This window comes from Pseudomonas sp. 910_21 (genome assembly GCF_052850735.1).
Genome location: NZ_VXCY01000008.1, coordinates 232,918 through 256,131 on the forward strand (window position 1 = coordinate 232,918; position 23,214 = coordinate 256,131).

Annotated in this window: 20 protein-coding genes; 4 read left to right on the forward strand and 16 right to left on the reverse strand. The window is 61.9% G+C overall.

The annotated features are described in order from the left end of the window. The 11 genes from FW796_RS24515 to ccoN (FW796_RS24565) form a co-directional block, all read right to left on the reverse strand. Positions 1-2,451: a heavy metal translocating P-type ATPase gene (locus FW796_RS24515; RefSeq protein ID WP_446440187.1), complete on the reverse strand. Its 2,451-nt coding sequence runs from the start codon at positions 2,449-2,451 to the stop codon at positions 1-3. Between the two features lie 100 nt (positions 2,452-2,551). Then, a complete protein-coding gene (locus tag FW796_RS24520; RefSeq protein ID WP_346631803.1) occupies positions 2,552-3,088 on the reverse strand; it encodes a FixH family protein in 537 nt (178 codons plus the stop codon). Positions 3,089-3,106: 18 nt separating this feature from the next. Next, positions 3,107-4,522 (reverse strand): cytochrome c oxidase accessory protein CcoG, encoded by a 1,416-nt coding sequence (ccoG, locus tag FW796_RS24525; protein ID WP_446440188.1) that lies wholly within the window; start codon positions 4,520-4,522, stop codon positions 3,107-3,109. Positions 4,523-4,914: 392 nt separating this feature from the next. Next, complete coding sequence (ccoP, locus tag FW796_RS24530; protein ID WP_404938864.1) at positions 4,915-5,892, reverse strand: cytochrome-c oxidase, cbb3-type subunit III; 978 nt, start codon at positions 5,890-5,892, stop codon at positions 4,915-4,917. Further along, the gene (locus FW796_RS24535; protein ID WP_011060239.1) at positions 5,889-6,074 is read right to left on the reverse strand and encodes a CcoQ/FixQ family Cbb3-type cytochrome c oxidase assembly chaperone; all 186 of its coding nucleotides are present in this window, start codon (positions 6,072-6,074) and stop codon (positions 5,889-5,891) included. Before FW796_RS24535 ends, ccoP (FW796_RS24530) begins: the two co-directional genes overlap by 4 nt. A gap of 5 nt (positions 6,075-6,079) precedes the next feature. Continuing rightward, on the reverse strand, positions 6,080-6,688 hold the full coding sequence (gene ccoO, locus FW796_RS24540; RefSeq protein WP_011060240.1) for a cytochrome-c oxidase, cbb3-type subunit II: 609 nt from the start codon (positions 6,686-6,688) through the stop codon (positions 6,080-6,082). Then, positions 6,688-8,130: a cytochrome-c oxidase, cbb3-type subunit I gene (ccoN, locus tag FW796_RS24545; RefSeq protein ID WP_159897364.1), complete on the reverse strand. Its 1,443-nt coding sequence runs from the start codon at positions 8,128-8,130 to the stop codon at positions 6,688-6,690. Before ccoN (FW796_RS24545) ends, ccoO (FW796_RS24540) begins: the two co-directional genes overlap by 1 nt. Before the next feature lie 494 nt (positions 8,131-8,624). Continuing rightward, entirely contained in the window at positions 8,625-9,566 is a 942-nt protein-coding gene (gene ccoP, locus FW796_RS24550; RefSeq protein ID WP_123725348.1) for a cytochrome-c oxidase, cbb3-type subunit III, read from the reverse strand. Further along, positions 9,563-9,793 (reverse strand): cbb3-type cytochrome oxidase subunit 3, encoded by a 231-nt coding sequence (locus FW796_RS24555; RefSeq protein WP_123725347.1) that lies wholly within the window; start codon positions 9,791-9,793, stop codon positions 9,563-9,565. Before FW796_RS24555 ends, ccoP (FW796_RS24550) begins: the two co-directional genes overlap by 4 nt. Before the next feature lie 3 nt (positions 9,794-9,796). Next, positions 9,797-10,405, reverse strand: coding sequence for a cytochrome-c oxidase, cbb3-type subunit II (ccoO, locus tag FW796_RS24560; protein ID WP_123725346.1), 609 nt, complete (start codon positions 10,403-10,405; stop codon positions 9,797-9,799). Positions 10,406-10,415: 10 nt separating this feature from the next. Beyond that, the gene (ccoN, locus tag FW796_RS24565) at positions 10,416-11,840 is read right to left on the reverse strand and encodes a cytochrome-c oxidase, cbb3-type subunit I (protein WP_346631799.1); all 1,425 of its coding nucleotides are present in this window, start codon (positions 11,838-11,840) and stop codon (positions 10,416-10,418) included. A 99-nt stretch (positions 11,841-11,939) separates the two neighbouring features. Between ccoN (FW796_RS24565) and FW796_RS24570 the strand changes: the two genes are divergently transcribed. After that, positions 11,940-12,635, forward strand: coding sequence for an alpha/beta family hydrolase (locus FW796_RS24570; protein ID WP_446440189.1), 696 nt, complete (start codon positions 11,940-11,942; stop codon positions 12,633-12,635). A gap of 166 nt (positions 12,636-12,801) precedes the next feature. On the opposite strand, the gene FW796_RS24575 is transcribed toward FW796_RS24570, so the two are convergent. The 3 genes from FW796_RS24575 to acnA all read right to left on the reverse strand — a co-directional run bounded on the left by FW796_RS24575 (position 12,802) and on the right by acnA (position 18,296). Beyond that, positions 12,802-14,367, reverse strand: coding sequence for a methyl-accepting chemotaxis protein (locus FW796_RS24575; protein ID WP_346631797.1), 1,566 nt, complete (start codon positions 14,365-14,367; stop codon positions 12,802-12,804). Positions 14,368-14,584: 217 nt separating this feature from the next. Then, positions 14,585-15,376: a CPBP family intramembrane glutamic endopeptidase gene (locus FW796_RS24580; RefSeq protein ID WP_346631796.1), complete on the reverse strand. Its 792-nt coding sequence runs from the start codon at positions 15,374-15,376 to the stop codon at positions 14,585-14,587. A 178-nt stretch (positions 15,377-15,554) separates the two neighbouring features. Beyond that, positions 15,555-18,296 carry an aconitate hydratase AcnA gene (gene acnA / locus FW796_RS24585; protein ID WP_404938866.1) on the reverse strand — a complete coding sequence of 914 codons (2,742 nt, stop codon included), beginning with the start codon at positions 18,294-18,296 and terminating at the stop codon, positions 15,555-15,557. Between the two features lie 208 nt (positions 18,297-18,504). On the opposite strand from acnA, the gene rlmM reads away from it, so the two are divergent. Next, positions 18,505-19,578, forward strand: coding sequence for a 23S rRNA (cytidine(2498)-2'-O)-methyltransferase RlmM (gene rlmM / locus FW796_RS24590; RefSeq protein WP_404938868.1), 1,074 nt, complete (start codon positions 18,505-18,507; stop codon positions 19,576-19,578). Positions 19,579-19,797: 219 nt separating this feature from the next. Next, entirely contained in the window at positions 19,798-20,049 is a 252-nt protein-coding gene (gene tusA / locus FW796_RS24595; protein ID WP_047302965.1) for a sulfurtransferase TusA, read from the forward strand. Here tusA and FW796_RS24600 read toward each other — a convergent pair. Beyond that, the gene (locus FW796_RS24600; RefSeq protein ID WP_446440190.1) at positions 20,046-21,455 is read right to left on the reverse strand and encodes an MATE family efflux transporter; all 1,410 of its coding nucleotides are present in this window, start codon (positions 21,453-21,455) and stop codon (positions 20,046-20,048) included. The genes tusA and FW796_RS24600 overlap by 4 nt on opposite strands. A gap of 188 nt (positions 21,456-21,643) precedes the next feature. Here FW796_RS24600 and pdxB point away from each other — a divergent pair, with 188 nt between their 5' ends. Continuing rightward, the gene (gene pdxB / locus FW796_RS24605; protein ID WP_446440191.1) at positions 21,644-22,786 is read left to right on the forward strand and encodes a 4-phosphoerythronate dehydrogenase PdxB; all 1,143 of its coding nucleotides are present in this window, start codon (positions 21,644-21,646) and stop codon (positions 22,784-22,786) included. Positions 22,787-22,861: 75 nt separating this feature from the next. On the opposite strand, the gene FW796_RS24610 is transcribed toward pdxB, so the two are convergent. Continuing rightward, on the reverse strand, positions 22,862-23,041 hold the full coding sequence (locus tag FW796_RS24610) for a PA1571 family protein (protein ID WP_346631791.1): 180 nt from the start codon (positions 23,039-23,041) through the stop codon (positions 22,862-22,864). Positions 23,042-23,214: the final 173 nt, after the last annotated feature.

Sequence of the window (23,214 nt, forward strand, 5' to 3'; positions counted from 1 at the left end):
TCAGGCCGGCAACAGGCGGGTTTCGGGGGCGCCGGCGCTGTCGGCTGACCGCGGCATGCGGGTCAGGCGCAGGGCATTAAGCACCACGGTCAGGGAACTGATGGACATGCCGACCGCAGCCCAGACCGGAGTGATCCAGCCCAGGGCGGCGAACGGCAGCATCAGGCCATTGTACAGCCCGGCCCAGAGCAGGTTCTCGATGATTACCCGGCGGGTCCGACGGGCCAGGCTGAAGGCCTGCACCAGTGCGTCCAGGCGGTTGGACAGGAGCACTGCATCGGCGCTGGTCTTGGCCAGGTCAGTGGCCGAACCCATGGCCACGCTGATGTCGGCGGCGGCTAGTACCGGCACATCGTTGACCCCGTCGCCGAGCATCAGCACTTTGCGGCCCTGTTGATGCAGCTGTTGCAGTACCTGCAGCTTGTCATCCGGGCGCAGGCCGCCACGGGCTTCGTCGATCTGCAGTTCGGCGGCGACGCTGGCCACCATCGGTGAGCTGTCCCCGGAAAGCAGCAAGGTATGCCAGCCGCGAGCCTTGCAGGTGGCCAGGAGGGCTGGGGCGTCGCTGCGCAGCCGGTCATCGAGCACCAGCCAGGCGAGGGCGCCCAGGCTGTCACCCAACAACAACCACTGGCCGGCTTCATCAGGCATCAAGGGCACCGGGCAGCCGCTGAGTTCGCAGACGAATGCCGGCTGGCCGATGCGCAAGCGCTGTGTGCCCACCAGACCTTCCAGGCCCAGTCCCGGGCTGCTGGTGACCTCTTCGGCCGCCACTGGGGCGCGGCCAAAAGCCCGAGCGATAGGGTGCTCGGAGCGGTTCTCCAGGGCCGCCGCCAGGCTCAGGCAGTCATCGCTGGTCACGCAACCCAGGGGGCGAATGGCGCGCAGTGCCAAGCGTCCTTCGGTGAGGGTGCCGGTCTTGTCGAAAATCACCGTGTCGATCTGGTTCAGGCCTTCGAGCACATGGCCGCGGGTCAGCAGCAGGCCGAGCTTGTGCAGGGTGCCGGTGGCGGCGGTCAAGGCCGTTGGAGTGGCCAGGGACAGCGCGCAAGGGCAGGTGGCAACCAGCATGGCCAGGACGATCCAGAAGGCGCGCGAGGCGTCCAGTTGCCACCACAGCAGGCCGATGGCCGCAGCGGCGATCAACGAGAACAGCAGGAACCACTGGGCCGCGCGGTCGGCGACCTCCGCGAGTCGAGGTTTCTCTGCCTGAGCCCGGTCCAGCAGGCGCACGATGGCTGACAGCCGGGTGTCCTGGCCCAGGGCCTGGACTTCCACCGTCAATGCACCTTCGACGTTCAGCGTGCCTGCGGTGACCATGTCGCCCTGACTGCGGGGCTGGGGTAGGTACTCGCCAGTGAGCAGGGACTCGTCGATGCTCGATTGGCCGTCAAGGATCTTGCCATCCGCCGGCAGTACCGCGCCGGGATGCACCAGCACCCGGTCCCCCAGGCGCAGCTCAGTGAGCAGGATGCGTTCGCTCTGGCCGTCTTCACTCAGGCGCAGGCAGGAGGCTGGCAGCAGGTTGACCAGTTGTGCGGTGGCTGCTGCAGTGCGTTCCCGGGCCCGGCGTTCCAGGTAGCGTCCGGCCAGCAGAAACAGGGCGAACATGCCCACGGCGTCAAAATACAGCTCGCCGACGCCGCTGATGGCAGTCCAGATCCCGGCCAGATAGGCTCCGCCGATGGCCAGGGACACCGAAACATCCATGGTCAGGTGACGGGTGCGCAAGTCGCGCATGGCGCCCTTGAAGAAAGGTGCACAGCTGTAGAACACGATGGGGGTGGTGAGGAAAAGCGCAACCCAGCGCAGGATGGTGTGCAGCTCCGGGCTCAGGTCGATATTGAATTCCGGCCAGGTGGCCATGGTTGCCATCATCGCTTGGAACCACAGTAACCCGGCGACCCCCAGCTGGCGCAGCGCCAGGCGGTTCTCGCTGGCCAGTTGTTCAGAGGCGCGGTCCGGTTGATAGGGGTGGGCAGCGTAGCCGATGTGTCGTAGCTCGCTAAGGACTTGGCTCAGCGGGAGCTGGCTATCGGCCCAGCGCACATGCAGGCGGTGGTTGGAAAGGTTGAGGCGGGCCTCGACCACTGCCGGCAGGCTACGCAGATGCTTTTCGATCAGCCAGCCACAGGCGGCGCAACTGATGCCTTCCATGAGCAGAGTGGTTTCCGCCAGCTCGCCTTCGTGGCGGACAAAGGGTTGTTGCACGTCGGCACGATCGTATAGCGCCAACTCATCCAGCAACTGCACAGGCAAGGCTTCGGGGTTGGCCGAGGCTTCACTGCGGTGGCTGTAGTAATGCTCCAGGCCGCCAGCGACAATGGCCTCGGCGACCGCCTGGCAACCCGGGCAGCAGAACTCCCGGGATTCGCCGAGCACGACGGCGGTGAACCGGCTGCCGGTGGGAACCGGCAGGGCGCAGTGGTAGCAAGGCAGTGGCGTGGTCATCGGCGGTCTTTGTGGTCGGGGAAAAACTCATCGCCGGCAAGTCGCCTGCAACCCGGGTGAGGGCAAAGGCGGCGCGCCGGCGATGGACGACAGGTGTTGATCAGTTCAGGTCTTCCGCCCCTTGCAGCGGCTCATCGCCCAGCAGCAGGTCCTTGTCGTGACTGACTTGTTCCTCTTCGAACATGCGCCAGGTCTTGTCGCCTTCGACTCCCAGCAGTTCGACGAAGCGCCGGCCTTCGACCTGATCGGTCAACTGGCCAATGTAGCGACCTTGTTCGGTTTCGCTGCGGGTGAGGTTGATCTTGCGATCTTTCTCCGGCTGGGTCGGCGAGATCAGGTTCAGCTCCAGGGTCTTGGGCTGGCTGTTACCGCTCAGGCGCAGCTCCACTTCGCCGGTCAGTTCGTCGAGGTGCACGTTGGCGCGCATCTTCAGCGTCTGGGCCAGCAACTCGCGGTCCAGGGAGCGGTTGATGCCCTTGCCGGCCTCGTAGTAGTTGTCGTTCACCAGGTTGTCCGGGTTGTTCACGGCAATGGTCACCATGGACAGGGTCAGGGTCACCGAGCAGGCGAGGATGCCGATGATGATCCAGGGCCAGAGGTGTTTGTACCAGGGGCTGGTGGTGGTAGCTGCGGGCATGATCACTTCTCTTGGCTCTTAACGAATTTGTGGGCCGATGAACCGGCTCTTGGCTTCAACGTGGACGCTGTCATCGTCGGCATCCTTGAGGATGAATTTCACCTCGTTGGTGGTCGATGGCAGTTGCTCTGGAGCGATGGACAGTTCCACTGGCATGCTGACGATATCGCCGGCCACCACATGGATCTCGCGCTTGCCCTGCAGCTTCAGGTCCGGCAGGCCAGCGGCATCGAGCACGTAGGTGTGGTCGCGCTGGTCCTTGTTCATGATCTTCAGGCTATAGACGTTTTCGATCCGGCCTTCTGAGTTTTCGCGGTACAGCACCCGGTCCTTGCTGACATCGAAGCCCACCAGTGAACGCATGAAGAACGCGGTGACCAGCAGGCTGATCATGGCCAGCAACACCAGGGCGTAACCGATCAGGCGCGGACGCAGTTTATGGGTTTTCTGTCCGGAGAGGTTGTGTTCGGTGGTGTAGCTGATGAGCCCGCGGGGGTACTCCATCTTGTCCATGATGCTGTCACAGGCGTCGATACAGGCGGCGCAGCCGATACATTCGATCTGCAGGCCATCACGGATGTCGATGCCGGTGGGGCAGACCTGGACACACATGGTGCAATCGATGCAGTCGCCCAGGCCCTGGGCCTTGTAGTCGGCGCCTTTCTTGCGTGGGCCACGGCTTTCGCCACGGCGTGGGTCATAGGAAACGATCAGGGTGTCCTTGTCGAACATCACGCTCTGGAAGCGCGCATAGGGGCACATGTAGATGCACACTTGCTCGCGCAACCAGCCGGCGTTGCCGTAGGTGGCCAGGGTGAAGAAGCCCACCCAGAAGTACGACCAGCCATCGGCCTGGCCAGTGAAGAAGTCGATGACCAGTTCGCGGATGGGCGAGAAGTAGCCGACGAAGGTCATGCCAGTGACGAAACCGATCAGTAGCCAGAGGCTGTGCTTGCTGAGCTTGCGCAGGAACTTGTTGGCGCTCATGGGCGCCTTGTCCAGCTTGATGCGCTGGTTGCGATCGCCTTCGGTGACTTTTTCGCACCACATGAAGATCCAGGTCCAGACGCTCTGCGGGCAGGTGTAGCCGCACCAGACACGTCCGGCATAGACGGTGATGAAGAACAGGCCGAAAGCGGCAATGATCAACAGGCCCGAGAGCAGGATGAAGTCCTGGGGCCAGAACGTGGCGCCAAAGATGAAGAATTTACGTTCCGGCAGGTTCCACCAGACAGCCTGGTGGCCACCCCAGTTGAGCCACACGGTGCCGAAGTACAGCAGGAATAATCCGGCGCCGCCCAGTATGCGCAGGTTACGGAACAGGCCAGTGAAGGCGCGGGTGTAGATTTTTTCCCTGGAGGCGTAGAGGTCGACGCTGTTGGTCGCGTTTTTGGCAGGCGGGGTAACGTCTTGTACGGGAATCTGGTTGCTCATCATTGCATCCCACGGCAGTGGAAAAATGCCTCGGCCAGTACATGCCGGCCGGGGTCAAAAGGGGTGTTGCAGTGGCGCAATGATACGCCTGTAGCTCTAGCGCAAGGGTGCGACCTTTGGTCGCGTTGGGGGAAATCAACTGATGGTGTAATGACTTGAATCAATTGACTTGTGGATTATGGACCGTTTTGCACGGCGCGCCGTTCAATTCTTCCATGGGTTGATCAGGCCTACGCAGCAGGCCTCGAAGTCCTCCATATTGTAGAAACGTTACTGCCGGGTTGCCGCGAAGGGTGATCCACCGTCGAGCTCAGCCGATGTAAGGCGCAAACAAAACGGCCCCGCCAATGCTGATTGGCGGGGCCGTTGAGTGTTGCTTTCAGTCGTCGCTCTTACTCGGCGTCGGCCTGCTTGTCACCGTGGGACAGGCTGTAGACATAAGCCGCCAGCAGGTGAACCTTGTCATTGCCTTGCAGTTGTTCCTGAGCAGGCATCACGCCCTGACGGCCGTGACGAATGGTCTGCTGCAGTTGGGCGAAGCTCGAGCCGTAGATGAACGCTGCCGGGTGAGTCAGGTTCGGGGCGCCCATGGCTGGGGTGCCTTTGCCTTCCGGACCGTGGCAGACCGCGCAGTTGGCGGCGAACAGCTTCTGGCCATTGACCGGGTCGGCCTTGATGCCTTCCGGCAGTTTGCGGCCGTCGAGGTTGGTCAGGACATAAGCGGCAACGTCACTGACGCCCTGTTCCTTGATCACGTCCACCCAGGCGGGCATCACCGCGTGGCGACCGCCCATGATGGTGGCCTTGATGGTTTCCGGCTCGCCGCCCCAGCGCCAGTCGGCGTCGGTCAGGTTGGGGAAGCCATAGGCGCCCTTGGCGTCGGAACCGTGGCAGACCGAGCAGTTGGAAGCGAACAGGCGACCGCCCATTTTCAGGGCTTGCGGGTCCTTGGCCACTTCTTCGATAGGCATGGCGGCGTATTTGGCGAAGATCGGACCGAACTTGGCGTCCGACTTGGCCATTTCCTTTTCCCACTCATGCACGCCGGTCCAGCCGGACTGGCCGTTGGCGAACGGGGTCTGCTTCTCGTTATCGAGGTAGTTGTAGCCAGGCAGGACGCCTTTCCAGTTGCCCAGGCCCGGGTACAGCACCAGGTAACCCAGGGCGAAGACGATGGTGCCGACGAACAGCATGAACCACCACTTCGGCAGGGGGTTGTCGTACTCCTCGATCCCGTCGAAGGAGTGGCCGACCGTCTCGTCGGTCTGCTCGGTGCGCTGGCCCTTGCGGGTCGACAGCAGCAGCCAGGTCAGGGCGAAGATGGTACCCAGACTGAGGACTGTGACGTACAGACTCCAGAACGTAGTCATTCTTTGTTACTCCTAGAAGCTTGCTCGACGTGCTTGATGGCGTCGGGATCATCCGCGAACGGCAGCAAGGTCGCGTCTTCAAACTCGGACTTGCGCTTGGGGCTGAACACCCAGAGCGCCAAGCCGATGAAGGCCACCATCACAACAAGGGTGCCCAGGCCACGAATCATCCCGATATCCATCTAGATCACCGTTTGCTTTTGATGATGGTGCCCAGGCCTTGCAGATAGGCCACCAGCGCGTCCATTTCGGTTTTGCCCTTCACGGCATCCTTGGCACCGGCGATGTCTTCGTCGGTGTAAGGGACGCCGAGCGTGCGCAAGACTTCCATTTTCTTCGCGGTGTCTTTGCCGTCGAGCTTGTTTTCTACGAGGAACGGATAAGCCGGCATCTTCGACTCGGGAACAACGTTGCGCGGGTTGTACAGGTGCGCACGCTGCCAGTCATCGGAGTAGCGGCCGCCGACACGGGCCAGGTCCGGGCCGGTACGCTTGGAACCCCACAGGAACGGGTGGTCCCAGACGCTTTCGCCGGCCACCGAGTAGTGACCGTAGCGTTCGGTTTCAGCACGGAACGGACGGATCATCTGCGAGTGGCAGCCGACACAGCCGTTGGCGATGTACACGTCGCGGCCTTCCAGTTCCAGTGCGGTGCGCGGCTTCATGCCTTCCACCGGCTTGTTGGTGACGTCCTGGAAGAACAGCGGAACGATCTGGGTCAGGCCGCCGATGCTGACGGCGATGACCATGAAGAAGGCCAGCAGGCCAATATTCTTCTCGACTACTTCGTGCTTCATCAGTGAGCTCCAACTACAGCGATCTGAGCGGCGGCTTCAGCTTCAGCCGGGTTCGAGGCGCGAACGGTACGGAACACGTTGTACGCCATGATCAGCATGCCGGTGGCGAAGAACGCACCGCCCAGAGCACGGACGATAAAGCCCGGGTGGCTGGCTTGCAGCGCTTCGACGAAGGAGTAGGTGAGGGTGCCGTCATCGTTGATTGCACGCCACATCAGACCCTGGGTAATACCGTTGACCCACATCGAGGCGATGTAGAGCACGGTACCGATGGTAGCCAGCCAGAAGTGGGTGTTGATCAGGCCGGTGCTGTGCATCTGCTGACGACCGAAGACTTTCGGAATCAGGTGATACAGGGCGCCGATGGAGATCATCGCTACCCAGCCCAGAGCGCCGGCGTGTACGTGGCCGATGGTCCAGTCGGTGTAGTGCGAGAGCGAGTTGACGGTCTTGATCGCCATCATCGGACCTTCGAAGGTCGACATGCCGTAGAACGCCAGGGATACCACCAAAAAGCGCAGGATCGGGTCGGTGCGCAGCTTATGCCAGGCGCCCGACAGGGTCATCATGCCGTTGATCATGCCGCCCCAGCTGGGTGCCAGCAGGATGATCGACATGGCCATGCCCAGGGACTGGGCCCAGTCCGGCAGAGCGGTGTAATGCAGGTGGTGCGGACCGGCCCAGATGTACAGGGTGATCAGCGCCCAGAAGTGCACGATGGACAGGCGATAGGAGTAGATCGGACGCTCGGCCTGCTTGGGTACGAAGTAGTACATCATCCCCAGGAAGCCGGTGGTCAGGAAGAAGCCCACGGCGTTGTGGCCATACCACCACTGGATCATGGCGTCAGTCGCACCGGCATAGGCCGAGTAGGACTTGAAGAAGCTGACCGGCAGGGAGGCGTGGTTGACGATGTGCAGCATCGCGGTCACCACGATGAAGGCACCGTAGAACCAGTTACCGACGTAGATGTGCTTGGTCTTGCGCTTGGTGATGGTGCCAAAGAACACCAGGCCGTAGGTGACCCAGACGATCGCCAGCAGGATAGCCAGAGGCCATTCCAGTTCGGCGTATTCCTTGGTGGTGGTGTAACCCAGTGGCAGGGTCACGATCGCACCGACGATCACCGCTTGCCAACCCCAGAAGGTGAAGGCCGCAAGGCTGTCGGAAATCAGTCGCGTCTGGCAGGTTCGCTGCACGACATAGTAAGAGGTGGCAAACAATGCACATCCACCGAAGGCGAAGATCACCAGGTTGGTGTGCAGCGGGCGCAGGCGTCCAAAGGTCGTCCATGGCAGACCGAAGTTCAACTCCGGCCAGACCAGTTGCGAGGCGATGAAGACACCGAGCCCCATGCCAAGGATCCCCCAGACCACCGTCATGATGGCGAACTGGCGGACTACCTTATAGTTATAAGCAGTCGGACTGATTGCTGTGCTCATTCTAAGGTTCCACGGTTTGGGTGTTTTATTAGGGATAAAAATCGGCCGCAAGTATGGAGAAAGCAGGGGGTCATTGCAACGCGCCATGACCTGGGTCAATGCGTTCCATGCCTGATTCTGCGGCCTTTCCCTATGCCGAGTAGGGACAAAAAATGCCCTCGGACAAAATGTCGCAGTGGACAAAAAACTCGGGGTGTCAGGTCAGATGTAACCGGGTGTGTGGAAGCCCGCGGATCAGCTGACAGGCGGTAAGCCAGTCGACAGCCGGTATAAACCAGCCTTTGCGGCCTGTCATCGAGCGAAAGCTTCGAACGTCTAGGATACCGATGGCCTGTGACCGGTCATTGCCAGTGCGCTTCGGGGCAAGCTTAGACCTGATTCGGATCAGTGCAAACGCGGCGGGGGAGAGGGGTGCGACACTTGGTCGCAAAGAGGCAGGGGGAACTTCAAGTGACAGGCTGCAAGTTGAAAACCTGCAGCCTGCGGATGTTGCCTTACTGGTCGTTTGCGGCTTGTTGCTTGTTGCCGTGGGAGAGGCTGTACACGTAGGCGGCCAGCAGTTGCACCTTGTCATTGCCGAGCAGTTCGCTCTGCGCCGGCATATGGCCCTGGCGACCGTGGCGGATGGTCTGTTGCAGTTGCGCCAGGCTGGTGCCGTAGATGAAGCCGGCAGGCTGGGTCAGATCGGGCGCGCCCATGATCTCGGTGCCCTTGCCGTTGGCGCCGTGGCAGGCTACGCAAGTGGTGCTGAATGCTTGCTGTCCGGCCAGCAGGTCAGCATCGCTGTCTGCAGGCAGAGGCAGGCCGGCCAGTTCATGACGAACATAGGCCGCAACGTTCTTCACCCCGTTTTCCTTGAGCACTTCACCCCAGGCCGGCATGGCCGCCATGCGGCCGCCCATGATGGTGGCCTTGATGGTGTCAGCGCTGCCGCCCCACCGCCAGTTGTCGTCCGCCAGGTTGGGGAAGCCGAAAGCACCCTTGGCGTCAGAGCCGTGGCACACCGAGCAGTTGGAAGCGAACAGGCGTCCACCCATCTTCAGTGCTTGTGGGTCCTTGGCCACTTCTTCCACGGGCATGGCAGCGAATTTGGCGAAGATCGGCCCAAATTTCACGTCCGCCTTGGCCATTTCCTTTTCCCATTCCTTGGTCTGGGTCCAGCCGTCTTCATAGCCCGGCAGGATGCCTTTCCAGTTGCCCAGACCCGGGTAGAGGATCAGGTAGCCCACGGAAAACACCAGGGTCCCGGCGAACAACAGGAACCACCATTGCGGCAGGGGGTTGTCGTACTCCTCGATGCCATCGAAAGCGTGGCCCATGGTCTGGTCCACGCTGCCCTTGGTTTCACCCTTGCGGGTGCCGACCAGCAGCCAGGTCAGGCCGATCAGGCTGCCGATGGTCAGTACGCAGATCCACGTACTCCAGAAGGTGGTCATGGCCGAATGCTCCTTGTCGCAGGCTCTTGAGGTTGAGCGTCATCAGATGAATGGCCGGCGTGCGCCGCGCCCGGCGCCGGATCGTCGGCGAAGGGCAGCAGGCGTGCCTGGGCAAACTCGGGGTTGCGTTTGGCGTTGAATACCCAGATCGACAGGCCGATGAAGGCGATCATCACCACCAGGGTCCCGAGCCCGCGGATCATGCCGCTATCGAGTTCAAAACCCATGGCTCACCTCTTGCTCTTGATCGCAGTGCCAAGCACTTGCAGGTAGGACACCAGGGCGTCCATCTCGGTCTTGCCCTTGAGCGAGGCGGTGGCCCCGGCGATGTCGTCGTCGGTGTAGGGCACGCCGAGAGTGCGCATGACCTTGAGCTTGGTTTCGGTATGGCTGCTGTCCACCGGTGCTGTTACCAGCCACGGGTAGGCCGGCATCTTCGACTCGGGCACGACGTTGCGCGGGTTGTACAAGTGCGCACGGTGCCAGTCATCGGAGTAGCGGCCGCCGACACGGGCCAGGTCCGGACCGGTACGCTTGGAACCCCACAGGAACGGGTGGTCCCAGACGCTTTCACCGGCCACCGAGTAGTGACCATAGCGTTCGGTTTCAGCGCGGAACGGACGGATCATCTGCGAGTGGCACTGTACGCAGCCTTCGCGGATGTAAATGTCACGGCCTTCCAGTTGCAGGGCGGTGTAGGGCTTCATGCCTTCCACCGGCTTGTTGGTGACGTCCTGGAAGAACAGCGGGACGATCTGGGTCAGACCGCCGATGCTCACCGCGAAGACCATCAGCAGCATCAGCAGGCCGACGTTTTTTTCAATCGTTTCGTGTTTCATGGCGGACTCCTCAGGCCATCTGCGCAGCGGCGTTGACTTCGGCTGGCACGGCGGCACGTACGGTGCGCCAGGTGTTGTAGGCCATCAGGAACATGCCGCTGAGGAAGATCGCACCACCCACCAGTCGCACGATGAAGCCTGGGTGGCTGGCCACCAGGGTTTCGACGAACGAGTAGGTCAGGGTGCCGTCTTCGTTGACTGCACGCCACATCAGGCCCTGGGCGATGCCGTTGACCCACATCGAAGCGATGTAGAGCACGGTACCGATGGTGGCGAGCCAGAAGTGGGTGTTGATCAGGCCGACGCTGTACATCTGCTCGCGACCGAAGACTTTCGGGATCAGGTGGTACAGCGCGCCAATGGAGATCATCGCCACCCAGCCCAGAGCGCCGGCGTGTACGTGGCCGATGGTCCAGTCGGTGTAGTGGGAGAGGGCGTTGACGGTCTTGATCGCCATCATCGGACCTTCGAAGGTCGACATGCCGTAGAACGCCAGCGACACAACCAGGAAGCGCAGAATCGGGTCGCTGCGCAACTTATGCCAAGCGCCCGAGAGGGTCATCATCCCGTTGATCATGCCGCCCCAGCTTGGCGCCAGCAGTACCAGGGACATCACCATCCCCAGGGATTGTGCCCAGTCCGGCAGCGCGGTGTAGTGCAGGTGGTGCGGACCGGCCCAGATGTACAGGGTGATCAGTGCCCAGAAGTGCACGATGGACAAGCGATAGGAGTAAACCGGACGCTCGGCCTGCTTGGGTACGAAGTAGTACATCATCCCCAGGAAGCCCGCGGTCAGGAAGAAGCCCACGGCATTGTGGCCGTACCACCATTGCACCATTGCATCGGTCGCACCGGCATACACCGAGTAGGACTTGGTGAAGCTGACCGGCAGTTCCAGGTTGTTGACGATGTGCAGGATGGCCACGGTGATGATGAAGGCGCCGAAGAACCAGTTACCCACATAAATGTGCTTGGTCTTGCGCTTCACCAGGGTGCCGAAGAACACGATGGCGTAGGCCACCCAGACAATGGTGATCAGGATATCGATCGGCCATTCCAGTTCGGCGTATTCCTTGGAGCTGGTGTAGCCCAGTGGCAGGCTGATAGCCGCCAAGAGGATGACCAGCTGCCAGCCCCAGAAGCAGAACGCGGCGATTTTCGGCGCGAACAACTGGGTCTGACAGGTGCGTTGCACCGAGTAGAACGAGCTGGCAAACAGTGCGCAGCCGCCAAAGGCGAAGATCACTGCGTTGGTGTGCAGCGGACGTAGACGGCCGAAGCTGGTCCACGGTAGATCGAAGTTGAGTTCGGGCCAGACCAACTGGGCAGCGAGAAAAACCCCGAGCCCCATGCCGACGATGCCCCACACCACCGTCATAATGGCGAATTGGCGGACCACCTTGTAGTTGTAGGCGGTACTGATAGAAGTGTTCATGGTTCCCCATCCACGGTTCAGCTGAAGTGAAAGCGACTGCGCACGGCAAGGCGCGCTCACTTCGTCTGGAGTTATAGGCAGACTAAAAGCGAGGCAAGCATGAGCAATGAGCACAAGGCCAGTATTGACGGGGATCAATGGGCGCAGTGCGTGCGCGAGCGGGGCTGGTTATGGGAGGTCGCCGCTGTTGCCGACCCGTTGCAGGCACCGACCCTGATCCTGGCCCACGGTGCCGGCGCGCCAATGGACAGCGGGTTCATGAGCGACATCGCTGCACGCCTTGCCGGGCATGGGGTGAACGTCTTGCGCTTCGAGTTTCCCTACATGGCCCAGCGGCGCCTGGACGGTGGCAAGCGACCGCCCAACCCGGCACCCAAGCTTCTGGAGTGCTGGCGCGAGGTGCATGCCTTGGTGCGACCTTATGTCACTGGGGTTTTGGCGGTGGGCGGCAAGTCCATGGGCGGGCGGATGGCCAGCTTGTTGGCCGATGAGCTGGCTGCCGATGCCCTGGTGTGCCTGGGCTATCCCTTCTATGCCGCCGGCAAGCCGGAGAAGCCGCGAGTGGCGCACCTGGCCGAACTGGTGACGCCGACCCTGATCGTGCAGGGCGAGCGTGACGCCCTGGGTAATCGCCAGGCGGTCGAAGCCTACTCACTGGCACCTGCTATCGAGTTGTACTGGCTGACGGCCGCTGATCACGATCTCAAGCCCCTGAAGGCTTCCGGTTTCACCCACGAGCAGCACCTGGAGTCCGCGGCGACCAAGGTCGCTGCGTTCCTGCAAGCGCCGACCTGATCCTGTAGGAGCGAGCTGGCTCGCGAAGCGTTCACTCGGTCCTCGAACTTGTATCGCGGTGAAGATTTATCGCGAGCAAGCTCGCTCCAACATTTGTTGGGCGGGTTTGCGGGCATAAAAAAACCGGAAGCCTTGGCTTCCGGTTTTTTGTCGCCAGTCCAGGGACTCAGCGGTTGAAGCGCTCCACCAGCGAGTACTGCGTGTGCGCCGTGCGGGTCAGGGCTTCGCTGAGTTCGGCCGAGTGCTGGGCCTGCTCCGAAGTCTGGTCCGCCAGTTGCGCGATGGTGCTGATGTTGCGGCTGATTTCTTCGGCCACCGAGCTTTGCTCTTCGGTGGCTGCAGCGATCTGGGTGGTCATGTCGGTGATGTTGGCCACCGCTTCACTGATGCCCACCAGCGCCTGGTCGGCTTCCAGCACCCGGGCCACGCCTTCTTCGGCCTGACGGTGACCGGCATCCATGGTTTGCACTGCGGTGGCGGCGGTTTGTTGCAGCTTGGCGATCAGGGTGTGGATCTGTCCGGTGGACTCGCTGGTGCGTTGCGCCAGCTGGCGCACTTCATCGGCGACCACGGCAAAGCCGCGGCCCATTTCCCCAGCGCGCGCCGCTTCGATGGCGGCGTTCAAGGCCAGCAGGTTGGTCTGGTCGGCGATGCCCTTGATCACATCCACTACGCCGCCGATCTCGTCGCTGTCCTTGGCCAGTTGGGTCACGGTCAGGCCGGTTTCGCCCACCACCACCGACAGGCGCTGGATGGCTTCGCGGGTTTCCCCGGCGATATCCCGGCCGCGACCGGTGAGACGATTGGCCTCCTGGGTAGCGTCAGCGGTGCGTTGTACGTGACTGGCCACTTCCTGGGTGGTGGCGGCCATCTGGTTGACCGCTGTGGCCACCTGCTCGGTCTCGACCCGCTGACGTTCCAGGCCGCTGGAGCTGTTGTGGGCCAGGGTGTCGGACTGTCGGGCCTGTTCGTTGAGGTGCTCCGCAGTGTCCTGCAAGCGGGTCAGGCAAGTCTTCAGGCGGGCTTCCTGGCTCAAGATCGACATTTCCAGGCGCGCCTGGGCGCCACGGCTGTCGGTGTACATCTGGGCGATCAGCGGGTCGGAAGTGGTTTGTTCGGCCAGGCGCAGCAGGCGCTTGAGGCCTCGTTGCTGCCAGCTCAGGCCCAACAGGCCCAGCGGCACCGAGAGGGCTGCGGCCAGGGCAAAGCCCCAGTGGGAGTTGAGCCAGGCGCCGATCATGAAGCTCAGTTGGCTGACCAGAATGAACGGCAGCCAGTCCTGAAGGATCGGCAACCACTTGTCACGCTTGGGAATGGCCGACTTGCCCTGGTTGATGCGCTGATAGAGGGCTTCGGCGCGGCGCACCTGTTCGGCAGTGGGCTTGACCCGTACCGATTCGTAGCCCACCACCTGGTTGCCTTCGAACACTGGTGTCACATAGGCGTTGACCCAGTAGTGGTCGCCGGTCTTGCAGCGGTTCTTGACGATGCCCATCCATGGCAGGCCTTGTTTCAAGGTGCCCCACATGTGCGCGAACACTGCCGCGGGTACATCAGGGTGACGGACCAGGTTGTGCGGCGCGCGAACCAGTTCTTCACGGGAGAACCCACTGATCTCGACAAAAGCATCGTTGCAGTAGGTGATCACGCCTTTGGCGTCGGTGGTGGAAATCAACCGTTGTTGAGCCGGGAAGGTACGTTCGCGCTGAGTGACAGGCTGGTTATTACGCATGGTTTTTCAATCCGCAAGGCTTTGATGGGTTGTCGGCCGCTTCAGCCGATTATTGAAATTATTTTTCAATAATCGGCGCTGGGTCTCATTGGCAGAAGCTGTCGCTTGCAAAATGCGCCACCGAGGTTCCGGTGGCTTTGGCGAGGCGCTAATCATTGACCTTCTTCCTTGATAGTCAATTGTCCTGAAGTACTGGTTTTGACAACTTTTCGCTGGGTTATCCGGCGAGCATCGGATAGGTGAACAAGCCGAAATGCAGCAGATTGAGAGCAAAGTGAGTGGCGATTGCCGCACCCAGGCCACCAAAGCGATAGGCCAGACCGTAGCCGACCCCGGCGATGGCCGCCAGTAGGGTCCATTGCCAGCCAGCACCCAGGTGTACCAGGCCGAATAGCAGGGCCGCACACAGCAGTGCCAGGTTCTCGCCATAGGGAAGGGCCTTGAACCTCCGGCCCAGGCCGCCCTGGATGTAACCACGGAACAGCGCTTCCTCCACCAGGGTCACCAGCAGCAGATTGTTCAATACCCACAACCAGGCCTGATCCGGCCATTTCGGCGCCCAACTGATGATTCCCAGCAGCAATGCGCCACCCAATGCGGCGACTGCGCACACCGCCAGGGCCAGCACCGTGGCGTAGAGCGACAGGCGCAGCGAGCGCCGACCGACGATCCAGGGGCAGACCAGCAGCAGCCAGAAGCCGATCAGCGGTTTGTCCTGATTCAGGTACATGGAGAAGGGCACGGCGTCGTCGGTAAAACGCTGCGGATCAATGGCCCGGCCGTTGTAAAAGCCTGGCAGCCAGTGCATGGCCAGGGCCAGGGCGATCACCACGAACAGGCCGTGGCCCAGGTATTGGCCGATGCGGCTGCGTTGCTGGCGTACGGCGAATCCGGCGCAGAGCAGCAGGAAGATCGAGAGGGCGGCCAGCAGTCCCAGTTGCCCGTAGCTCAGAGCCAGTGCGTAGCCAATAGAAAGGAGTGCCAGATACATCCATGGCAAAGCGGTCATGTGGAATCCTTGTTGCAAAAGAAAGGGGTGTTGCAGAAACGTTGTTCAGCGCCGGATCTGTAGTCGCCATTGCGACCGGTGAGTCAGCTTCGGCGGGCGGCAAGTATAACCAGCTGAGTTTTGTACGACAGCCCGACGAAAAACACCGCCCTAAGGCGGTGTCTGGTTTCGTAGCGGATCAGGATGCAATCAGCTGTCGCAACACGTAGTGCAGGATCCCTCCAGACTTGAAGTACTCGACTTCGTTCAAGGTATCGATGCGGCACAGCACCTCGATTTTCTCCTGGCTGCCATCCTCGCGGGTGATCACCAGGGGCAGGTTCATCCGTGGAGTCAGTTCCACATCGCTCAGGCCAAGGATGTCCAGGGTCTCCTTGCCGGTGAGTTTCAGACTCTTGCGGTTCTGGTCGAGCTTGAACTGCAAGGGCAAGACCCCCATGCCCACCAGATTGGAGCGGTGAATACGCTCGAAGCTTTCGGCAATCACCGCCTTGACCCCCAGCAGGTTGGTGCCCTTGGCGGCCCAGTCACGACTGGAGCCGGTGCCGTACTCCTGACCGGCGATGACCACCAGCGGCGTGCCCGAGGCCTGATATTTCATGGCTGCGTCGTAGATCGACATTTTCTCGCCGCTGGGGATGTAGAACGTATTGCCGCCTTCTTCGCCGCCGAGCATTTCGTTGCGGATGCGGATGTTGGCGAAGGTGCCGCGCATCATCACTTGGTGATTGCCCCGACGCGAGCCGTAGGAATTGAAGTCCCGGGGTTCCACGCCCTTGTCCCGCAGGTAACGGCCGGCAGGGCTGTCGGCCTTGATATTGCCGGCGGGAGAGATGTGGTCGGTGGTCACTGAGTCCCCCAGTAGCGCCAGTACCCGGGCACCGCTGACGTCCTTGATTTCCGGCAGGGGGCCGGCAATGTCGTCGAAGAAAGGGGGATGCTGGATGTAGGTGGAGTCGTCCTGCCAGACATAGGTGGCGGCCTGGGGCACGTCAATGGCTTGCCATTGGGCATCACCGGCAAACACCTCGGCGTATTCCTTGTGGAACATCCGCGTGTTGACCTGGGCCACAGCCTCGGCGATCTCCTTGCTGCTGGGCCAGATGTCCCGCAGGTACACCGGCTGGCCGTTCTTGTCTTGACCCAGCGGTTCGCTGCTGATGTCGATACGCACTGTGCCGGCCAGGGCATAGGCCACCACCAGGGGCGGGGAGGCCAGCCAGTTGGTTTTGACCAGCGGGTGCACCCGGCCTTCGAAGTTGCGGTTGCCCGACAGCACTGAAGCCACGGTGAGGTCGGCTTGCTGGATGGCTTTCTCGATCGGCTCCTGTAGCGGACCGGAGTTGCCGATGCAGGTGGTGCAGCCATAACCCACCAGGTCGAAGCCCAACTGGTCCAGGTAAGGCGTGAGCCCGGCGGCCTTGTAGTAGTCGGTGACCACCTTGGAGCCAGGGGCCAGTGAGCTCTTGACCCAGGGCTTGCGTTGCAGGCCTTTCTCTACAGCTTTTTTCGCCACCAGCCCGGCCGCCATCATCACGCTGGGGTTGGAGGTGTTGGTGCAGGAGGTGATTGCGGCAATGACCACCGCACCGTTTTTCAGGCGGTAGGTCTGGCCTTCGTACTGGTAGTCGGTTTCTCCCACCAGATCGGCATTGCCCACGGCGACACCGCCGCCGCCCTCGCTTTCCAGGCGACCCTCTTCCTTGCTGGTGGGCTTGAACTGCAGGTCGAGGAAGTCCGTGAAAGCCTGGGCCACATTGGGCAGTGCAACCCGGTCCTGCGGCCGTTTTGGTCCGGCGAGGCTGGCTTCCACGGTGCCCATGTCCAAGGCCAGGCTGTCGGTGAACACCGGCTCCTTGCCCGGCAGGCGCCACAGGCCCTGGGCCTTGCTGTAGGCCTCGACAAGTTTCACCAGTTCGCTCGGGCGCCCGGACAGGCGCAGGTAGTCGAGAGTGATCTCATCCACCGGGAAGAAGCCGCAGGTGGCGCCGTATTCCGGGGCCATGTTGGCAATGGTGGCGCGGTCTGCCAGGGGCAGGTCGGCCAGGCCATCGCCATAGAACTCGACGAACTTGCCCACTACGCCCTTCTTGCGCAGCATCTGGGTCACCGTCAGCACCAGATCGGTGGCGGTGATGCCCTCCTTGAGCTTGCCGGTGAGTTTGAAGCCGATGACTTCCGGGATCAGCATGGACACCGGCTGGCCCAGCATCGCCGCCTCTGCTTCGATCCCGCCCACGCCCCAGCCCAGCACGCCGAGGCCGTTGATCATGGTGGTGTGGGAATCGGTGCCCACCAGGGTGTCGGGGAAGGCGTAGGTGCGGCCGTCCTCGTCCTTGGTCCAGACCGTGCGCCCCAGGTACTCCAGGTTGACCTGATGACAGATGCCGGTGCCCGGCGGTACCACACTGAAGTTGTCGAAGGCGCTCTGGCCCCAGCGCAGGAAGGCATAGCGTTCGCCGTTGCGCTGCATCTCGATGTCGACGTTCTGTTCGAAGGCGCTGCTGCTGGCGAACTTGTCCACCATCACTGAGTGGTCGATCACCAGGTCCACGGGTGACAGCGGGTTGATCCGTTGTGGATCGCCACCGGCCTTGGCCATGGCGGCGCGCATGGCGGCCAGGTCGACCACGGCGGGCACGCCGGTAAAGTCCTGCATCAGGACACGAGCGGGGCGATACTGGATTTCCCGGTCGGAGCGACGCTCCTTGAGCCAGGCGGCGAGGGCCTTGAGGTCGGCACCGGTGACGGTCTTGTCGTCTTCCCAGCGCAGTAGGTTTTCCAGCAGGACTTTTAGTGACATGGGCAGGGCGTCGATATCGCCCAGGCTCTTGGCGGCGTCCGGCAGGCTGAAATAGTGATAAGTCTTGTCGTCGACTTTTAGGGTTTTAAGGGTTTTCAGGCTATCGAGGGATGGCATTGAATGACTCCTTGTGGCCCGCACGGCTACGGGCCTGTGATACGGACAGAGAGTTAACCTAGCTCTGTTTGGGGCTTATAGCTAATCACTGGACTCCTGGGTTCAGTCCAAGGTTCCGAACTCGGTTATCATGCGCCGGTTTTCGTGACAGGCTTTGCTACAGGGCAGGTTTGCGCATCGATTCGTCGCCATTTGCCCAGGAGATTCAATGAACACCCTGTTTATCCATTGCCGGCCCGGTTTCGAGGGTGAAGTCTGCTCCGAGATCGCCGACCACGCGGCCCGGCTGAATGTTGCCGGCTACGCCAAGGCCAAACCCAGCACCGCCTGCGCCGAGTTCATCTGTACCGAGGACGACGGCACCCAGCGCCTGATGCAGGGGCTGCACTTTGCCGACCTGATCTTCCCCCGGCAGTGGGCCCGTGGCGGTTTCGTCGAGCTGCCGGAAACCGACCGCATCAGTGTGATCCTCGCCCATCTGGCCCACTTCCCCCAGTGCGGCAGCCTGTGGCTGGAAGTGGTGGACACCAACGACGGCAAGGAACTGTCGAACTTCTGCAAGAAGTTCGAAGGTCCGCTGCGCAAGGCCCTGACTGCTGCCGGCAAGCTGGTGGAGGATGCCGCCAAGCCGCGCTTGCTGTTGACCTTCAAGAGTGGGCGTGAAGTCTTTGTCGGACTGGCGGATGCCGGCAACTCGGCCATGTGGCCGATGGGCATTCCACGGTTGAAGTTCCCGCGGGAAGCGCCAAGCCGTTCGACCCTGAAACTGGAAGAGGCCTGGCATCACTTCATCCCCCGGGATCAGTGGGACGAGCGTCTGCACAGCGACATGACCGGAGTCGACCTGGGCGCGGCGCCGGGCGGCTGGACCTGGCAGTTGGTCAATCGCGGCATGCTGGTGACGGCCGTCGATAACGGCCCGATGGCCGAAAGCCTGATGGACACCGGCCTGGTGCAGCACCTGATGGCGGACGGCTTTACCTTCAAACCACGGCAGCCGGTGGACTGGATGGTCTGCGACATCGTCGAGAAGCCGGCGCGCAACGCCGCACTTCTGGAAACCTGGATCGGCGAGGGTCATTGTCGCGAGGCCGTGGTCAACCTGAAACTGCCGATGAAGCAGCGTTACGCCGAAGTGAAGCGTTTGCTGGAGCGGATTGAAGAGGGCTTCAAAGCGCGGGGGATTCGTGTGGCGATCGGCTGCAAGCAGCTGTATCACGACCGCGAGGAAGTCACTTGCCACCTGCGCCGTCTGGATGTGAAAAAGCCCAAATCGGCGTAGCCCCGCCATACCACGCAACGCCCCGTAGGAGCCGGCTTGCCGGCGAAAGGGCCCTGGAGCCTTGTGTTGCCCAGGAGGACGTTTTCGCTGGCAAGCCAGCGCCTACACCCGCCAGCTCTTGCGGGCGCGGGGTGTTGTGGTGACGCCCGCAGGATCACCGCAACAGATGACCGGATGGCGCCATTGCGCGACAATGGCCGCCTGTTTCAGGAGTGAACCATGAGTCAAATCATCGATACGCCGGTTGACGGCACCCTCGACGCCACCGGTCTCAATTGCCCCGAGCCGGTGATGATGCTGCACCAGCACATTCGTGACCTGCCCGCCGGCGGGTTGTTGAAAGTGATCGCTACCGACCCCTCCACCCGCCGCGACATTCCCAAGTTCTGTGTGTTCCTTGATCACGAACTGGTGGCGCAGCAGGAAGAGGCTGGCACCTATCTCTACTGGATTCGCAAGAAGCTCGATTAACCCGCCGAACGGCCGATGCGGATCTGCTTGCGCGCACTGCGTGTCAGGCGGATCAACAGCATCAGCGCTGCGCAGGTCAAACCGGCAATCAACCCCTCCCACAGACCGCTCGGGCCCCGCGCCGCGCCGAACCAATCGGTCAGGCCCAGGGCGTAGCCCACCGGCAAACCAATCCCCCAGTAGGCGAACAAGGTCAGGATCATGGTCACCCGGGTGTCCTGATAGCCCCGCAGTGCGCCGGCGGCGGTGACCTGAATGCCATCGGAAAACTGGAACAACGCCGAGTACACAATGAGCATCGAGGCCACCTGGATCACCATCGGGTCGTTGGTGTAGATCGAGGCGATGGGTTCGCGCAGCAGGTACATCAGGCTCGCCGACAAGCAGGCGTAGGCCAGTGCCGCGCCCATGCCGACTCCGGCGCTGAAGCGTGCGTCGCGCGGTTGCTGGCGCCCCAGAGACTGGCCGACCCGTACCGTTACGGCCATGGCCAGGGAGTAGGGGATCATGAACATCAGGGCGCTGACGTTGAGGGCGATCTGGTGTCCGGCCACTACTGTGGCTCCCAGGCTGCCGATCAACAGGGCAATCACCGCGAAGATGCTCGACTCGGCGAATACCGCGATGCCAATGGGCAGACCGATACTCACCAGGCGCTTGATCACCGCCCATTGTGGCCAGTCGAACTGGCTGAACAGCTGGATCTTGCGATAGGCCGGCGCCCAGTGAACCCAGCCGGCCATGCCCAGCATCATGACCCACATCACGATCGCCGTGGCCCAGCCACAGCCGACGCCACCCATGGCCGGCACGCCGAAGTGACCATAGATGAAGATGTAGTTGATGGGGATGTTGAGGGCCAGGCCACAAAGCCCGATGACCATGCTCGGCACTGTGCGGCCCAGTCCGTCGCTCAAGCAGCGCAGCACGTAGTACAGCGCGACTGCCGGCAGGCCGCTGGCGATGCCGTGCAGATAGCCCATGCAGGGTTTGATCAGTTCCGGGTCGACCTTCATCAGGTGCAGTATCGGTTCGGCGCTGATCAGTATCAGCGTGGCCGAGATGCCGGTCACTACAGCCAGCCACAAGGCCTGGCGCACCAGCGGACCGATCTCATGCAGCGTGCCGGCACCAAAGCGCTGCGCCACCTTGGGTGTGGTGGCCAGCAGAGTGCCGGTCATCAGCAGGAACACCGGAATCCAGATCGAGTTGCCCAGGGCTACGGCCGCGAGATCCCGGGGACTGACCCGACCGGCCATGACGGCGTCGACAAAGCCCATGGCGGTGGTGGCCACCTGGGCAATCATGATGGGCAAGGCCAGGCGCAGCAGGTCGCGCAGTTCGCGCCCGACCCGGGCAGGGCGGCTGGTGGCAGGGGTGAAGGGGGTGTCGGTCACGGAATTCACGGGGCGTAGCGTCCATAAGTGTGTTGCGCGGGACGCGACAGTCTACGCGTTGACACTCTGGTCAGGAAAAAATCCAGTGTTGTGGATTTGTAATGGCCCGCCGCCGGGAAATGAGCGCTCGGCCTCAAGCCGTGCTGGCTCGCCCTGTCATCTGCGCCTACACTGCGGCTCCGCACGAGGAGCCTGCCATGTTGATTGTTGCCGACGAAAATATTCCCCTGATCGAAGAGTTCTTTGCCGGTTTCGGCGAGATCCGGCGTTTCCCCGGGCGCGCCATTGATCGGGCTACCGTGGAGCAGGCGGATGTGTTGCTAGTGCGCTCGGTGACGCAAGTCGACCGCCAATTGCTGGAAGGCAGTCCGGTGCGGTTTGTCGGCACTTGCACCATCGGCACCGATCATCTGGACCTGGACTACTTCCAGCAAGCGGGGATCAGCTGGTCCAGTGCGCCGGGCTGCAATGCCCGTGGTGTGGTGGATTATGTGCTGGGCAGTCTGTTGACCCTGGCCGAAATCGAAGGGGCGGACCTGGCTCAACGCTGTTACGGCGTGGTGGGGGCCGGTGAAGTCGGCGGGCGTTTGATCAAGGTCCTGCGTGGTCTGGGTTGGCAGGTCCTGGTCTGTGACCCGCAGCGACAGGCAGCGGAAGGCGGTGACTACGTCAGCCTGGAGCAATTGATCGAGCGTTGCGACGTCATCAGCCTGCATACGCCACTGGCTCGGCAGGGCGAGCATTCCACCTGGCACCTGCTGGATCGGCAGCGCTTGAATCAGCTCAAGCAAGGTACCTGGCTGATCAATGCGGCCCGTGGCCCGGTGGTGGATAACCAGGCGCTGCGTGAAGTGTTGCTGCAGCGTGAGGATTTGCAGGCGGTGCTGGATGTCTGGGAAGAGGAGCCGACAGTGGATCGCGAGCTGGCGGACCTTTGCGTGCTGGCTACGCCCCATATCGCCGGCTACAGCCTGGATGGCAAGCAGCGTGGCACGGCGCAGATCTACCAGGCCTATTGCCGCTTCCTCGGTCAGGCCGAACAGGTCAGCCTGGCCACCTTGCTGCCGGCGCCGTGGGTGCCGCAAGTCAGCCTGAATGCCAATGCCGACCCGGCCTGGGCCCTGGCGATGATCTGTCGGGCGGTGTACGACCCGCGCCGTGATGATGCGGATTTTCGCCGCAGCCTGGCGGATGATGTCGCCCAGCAACGCAGCGCCTTTGATGGCCTGCGCAAGCATTATCCGGAGCGTCGCGAGATCGACGGGCTGCAAGTACGGATTCAGGGTGATTCGCCAGCTCTGAGCCAGATCGTCCGAGCCCTGGGCGCCAGCGAACTCTGAACCCGTGCAAGCAGTATTGCGCGCGCATAAAAAACCCGGCCGTCTGGCCGGGTCAAGAGGACGTGAGGCTGAGTGTCAATCTTGCTGAGCAGGCTTGACCAGTCGCTTTTCCAGTTCGCGGCAGGCGTTCTGGATCATGTCTTCAGTAATAGGTACTTCGCGACCCTGGGCGTCGATGATGGCACACCCCAGAGACTGGTTCGGCTGGGTACGGATCACTTGAATCTTGTCATTGCTGCTGTGTTGCAAGGACATGGCCTGTCTCCTCATCAGGTTGTGTGCTTACTCTAGAATGGCCGGGTGACCAAGCTGTTACAGAACTCCACAAGGGCTGGCCCGGCGACTTCACTCCAACAGAAATGCCCGGGGAGTGCCAGCCACAGATTAGACCGATAATCTCTAGGCTCTAGTGTCAGCGGTCATAATCA

Excerpts from the sequence above, each read along its gene's own strand:
- FW796_RS24535 (WP_011060239.1), bottom strand. The coding sequence starts at position 6,074 with ATGGATATCGGGATGATTCGTGGCCTGGGCACCCTTGTTGTGATGGTG.
- FW796_RS24580 (WP_346631796.1), bottom strand. The coding sequence starts at position 15,376 with ATGACCGCTTTGCCATGGATGTATCTGGCACTCCTTTCTATTGGCTAC.
- FW796_RS24575 (WP_346631797.1), bottom strand. The coding sequence starts at position 14,367 with ATGCGTAATAACCAGCCTGTCACTCAGCGCGAACGTACCTTCCCGGCT.
- rlmM (WP_404938868.1), top strand. The coding sequence starts at position 18,505 with ATGAACACCCTGTTTATCCATTGCCGGCCCGGTTTCGAGGGTGAAGTC.
- ccoN (WP_346631799.1), bottom strand. The coding sequence starts at position 11,840 with ATGAACACTTCTATCAGTACCGCCTACAACTACAAGGTGGTCCGCCAA.
- acnA (WP_404938866.1), bottom strand. The coding sequence starts at position 18,296 with ATGCCATCCCTCGATAGCCTGAAAACCCTTAAAACCCTAAAAGTCGAC.
- ccoP (WP_123725348.1), bottom strand. The coding sequence starts at position 9,566 with ATGACCACCTTCTGGAGTACGTGGATCTGCGTACTGACCATCGGCAGC.
- ccoP (WP_404938864.1), bottom strand. The coding sequence starts at position 5,892 with ATGACTACGTTCTGGAGTCTGTACGTCACAGTCCTCAGTCTGGGTACC.
- ccoO (WP_123725346.1), bottom strand. The coding sequence starts at position 10,405 with ATGAAACACGAAACGATTGAAAAAAACGTCGGCCTGCTGATGCTGCTG.
- ccoG (WP_446440188.1), bottom strand. The coding sequence starts at position 4,522 with ATGAGCAACCAGATTCCCGTACAAGACGTTACCCCGCCTGCCAAAAAC.
- FW796_RS24570 (WP_446440189.1), top strand. The coding sequence starts at position 11,940 with ATGAGCAATGAGCACAAGGCCAGTATTGACGGGGATCAATGGGCGCAG.
- ccoO (WP_011060240.1), bottom strand. The coding sequence starts at position 6,688 with ATGAAGCACGAAGTAGTCGAGAAGAATATTGGCCTGCTGGCCTTCTTC.
- FW796_RS24555 (WP_123725347.1), bottom strand. The coding sequence starts at position 9,793 with ATGGGTTTTGAACTCGATAGCGGCATGATCCGCGGGCTCGGGACCCTG.
- FW796_RS24520 (WP_346631803.1), bottom strand. The coding sequence starts at position 3,088 with ATGCCCGCAGCTACCACCACCAGCCCCTGGTACAAACACCTCTGGCCC.
- FW796_RS24610 (WP_346631791.1), bottom strand. The coding sequence starts at position 23,041 with ATGTCCTTGCAACACAGCAGCAATGACAAGATTCAAGTGATCCGTACC.
- pdxB (WP_446440191.1), top strand. The coding sequence starts at position 21,644 with ATGTTGATTGTTGCCGACGAAAATATTCCCCTGATCGAAGAGTTCTTT.
- tusA (WP_047302965.1), top strand. The coding sequence starts at position 19,798 with ATGAGTCAAATCATCGATACGCCGGTTGACGGCACCCTCGACGCCACC.
- ccoN (WP_159897364.1), bottom strand. The coding sequence starts at position 8,130 with ATGAGCACAGCAATCAGTCCGACTGCTTATAACTATAAGGTAGTCCGC.
- FW796_RS24515 (WP_446440187.1), bottom strand. The coding sequence starts at position 2,451 with ATGACCACGCCACTGCCTTGCTACCACTGCGCCCTGCCGGTTCCCACC.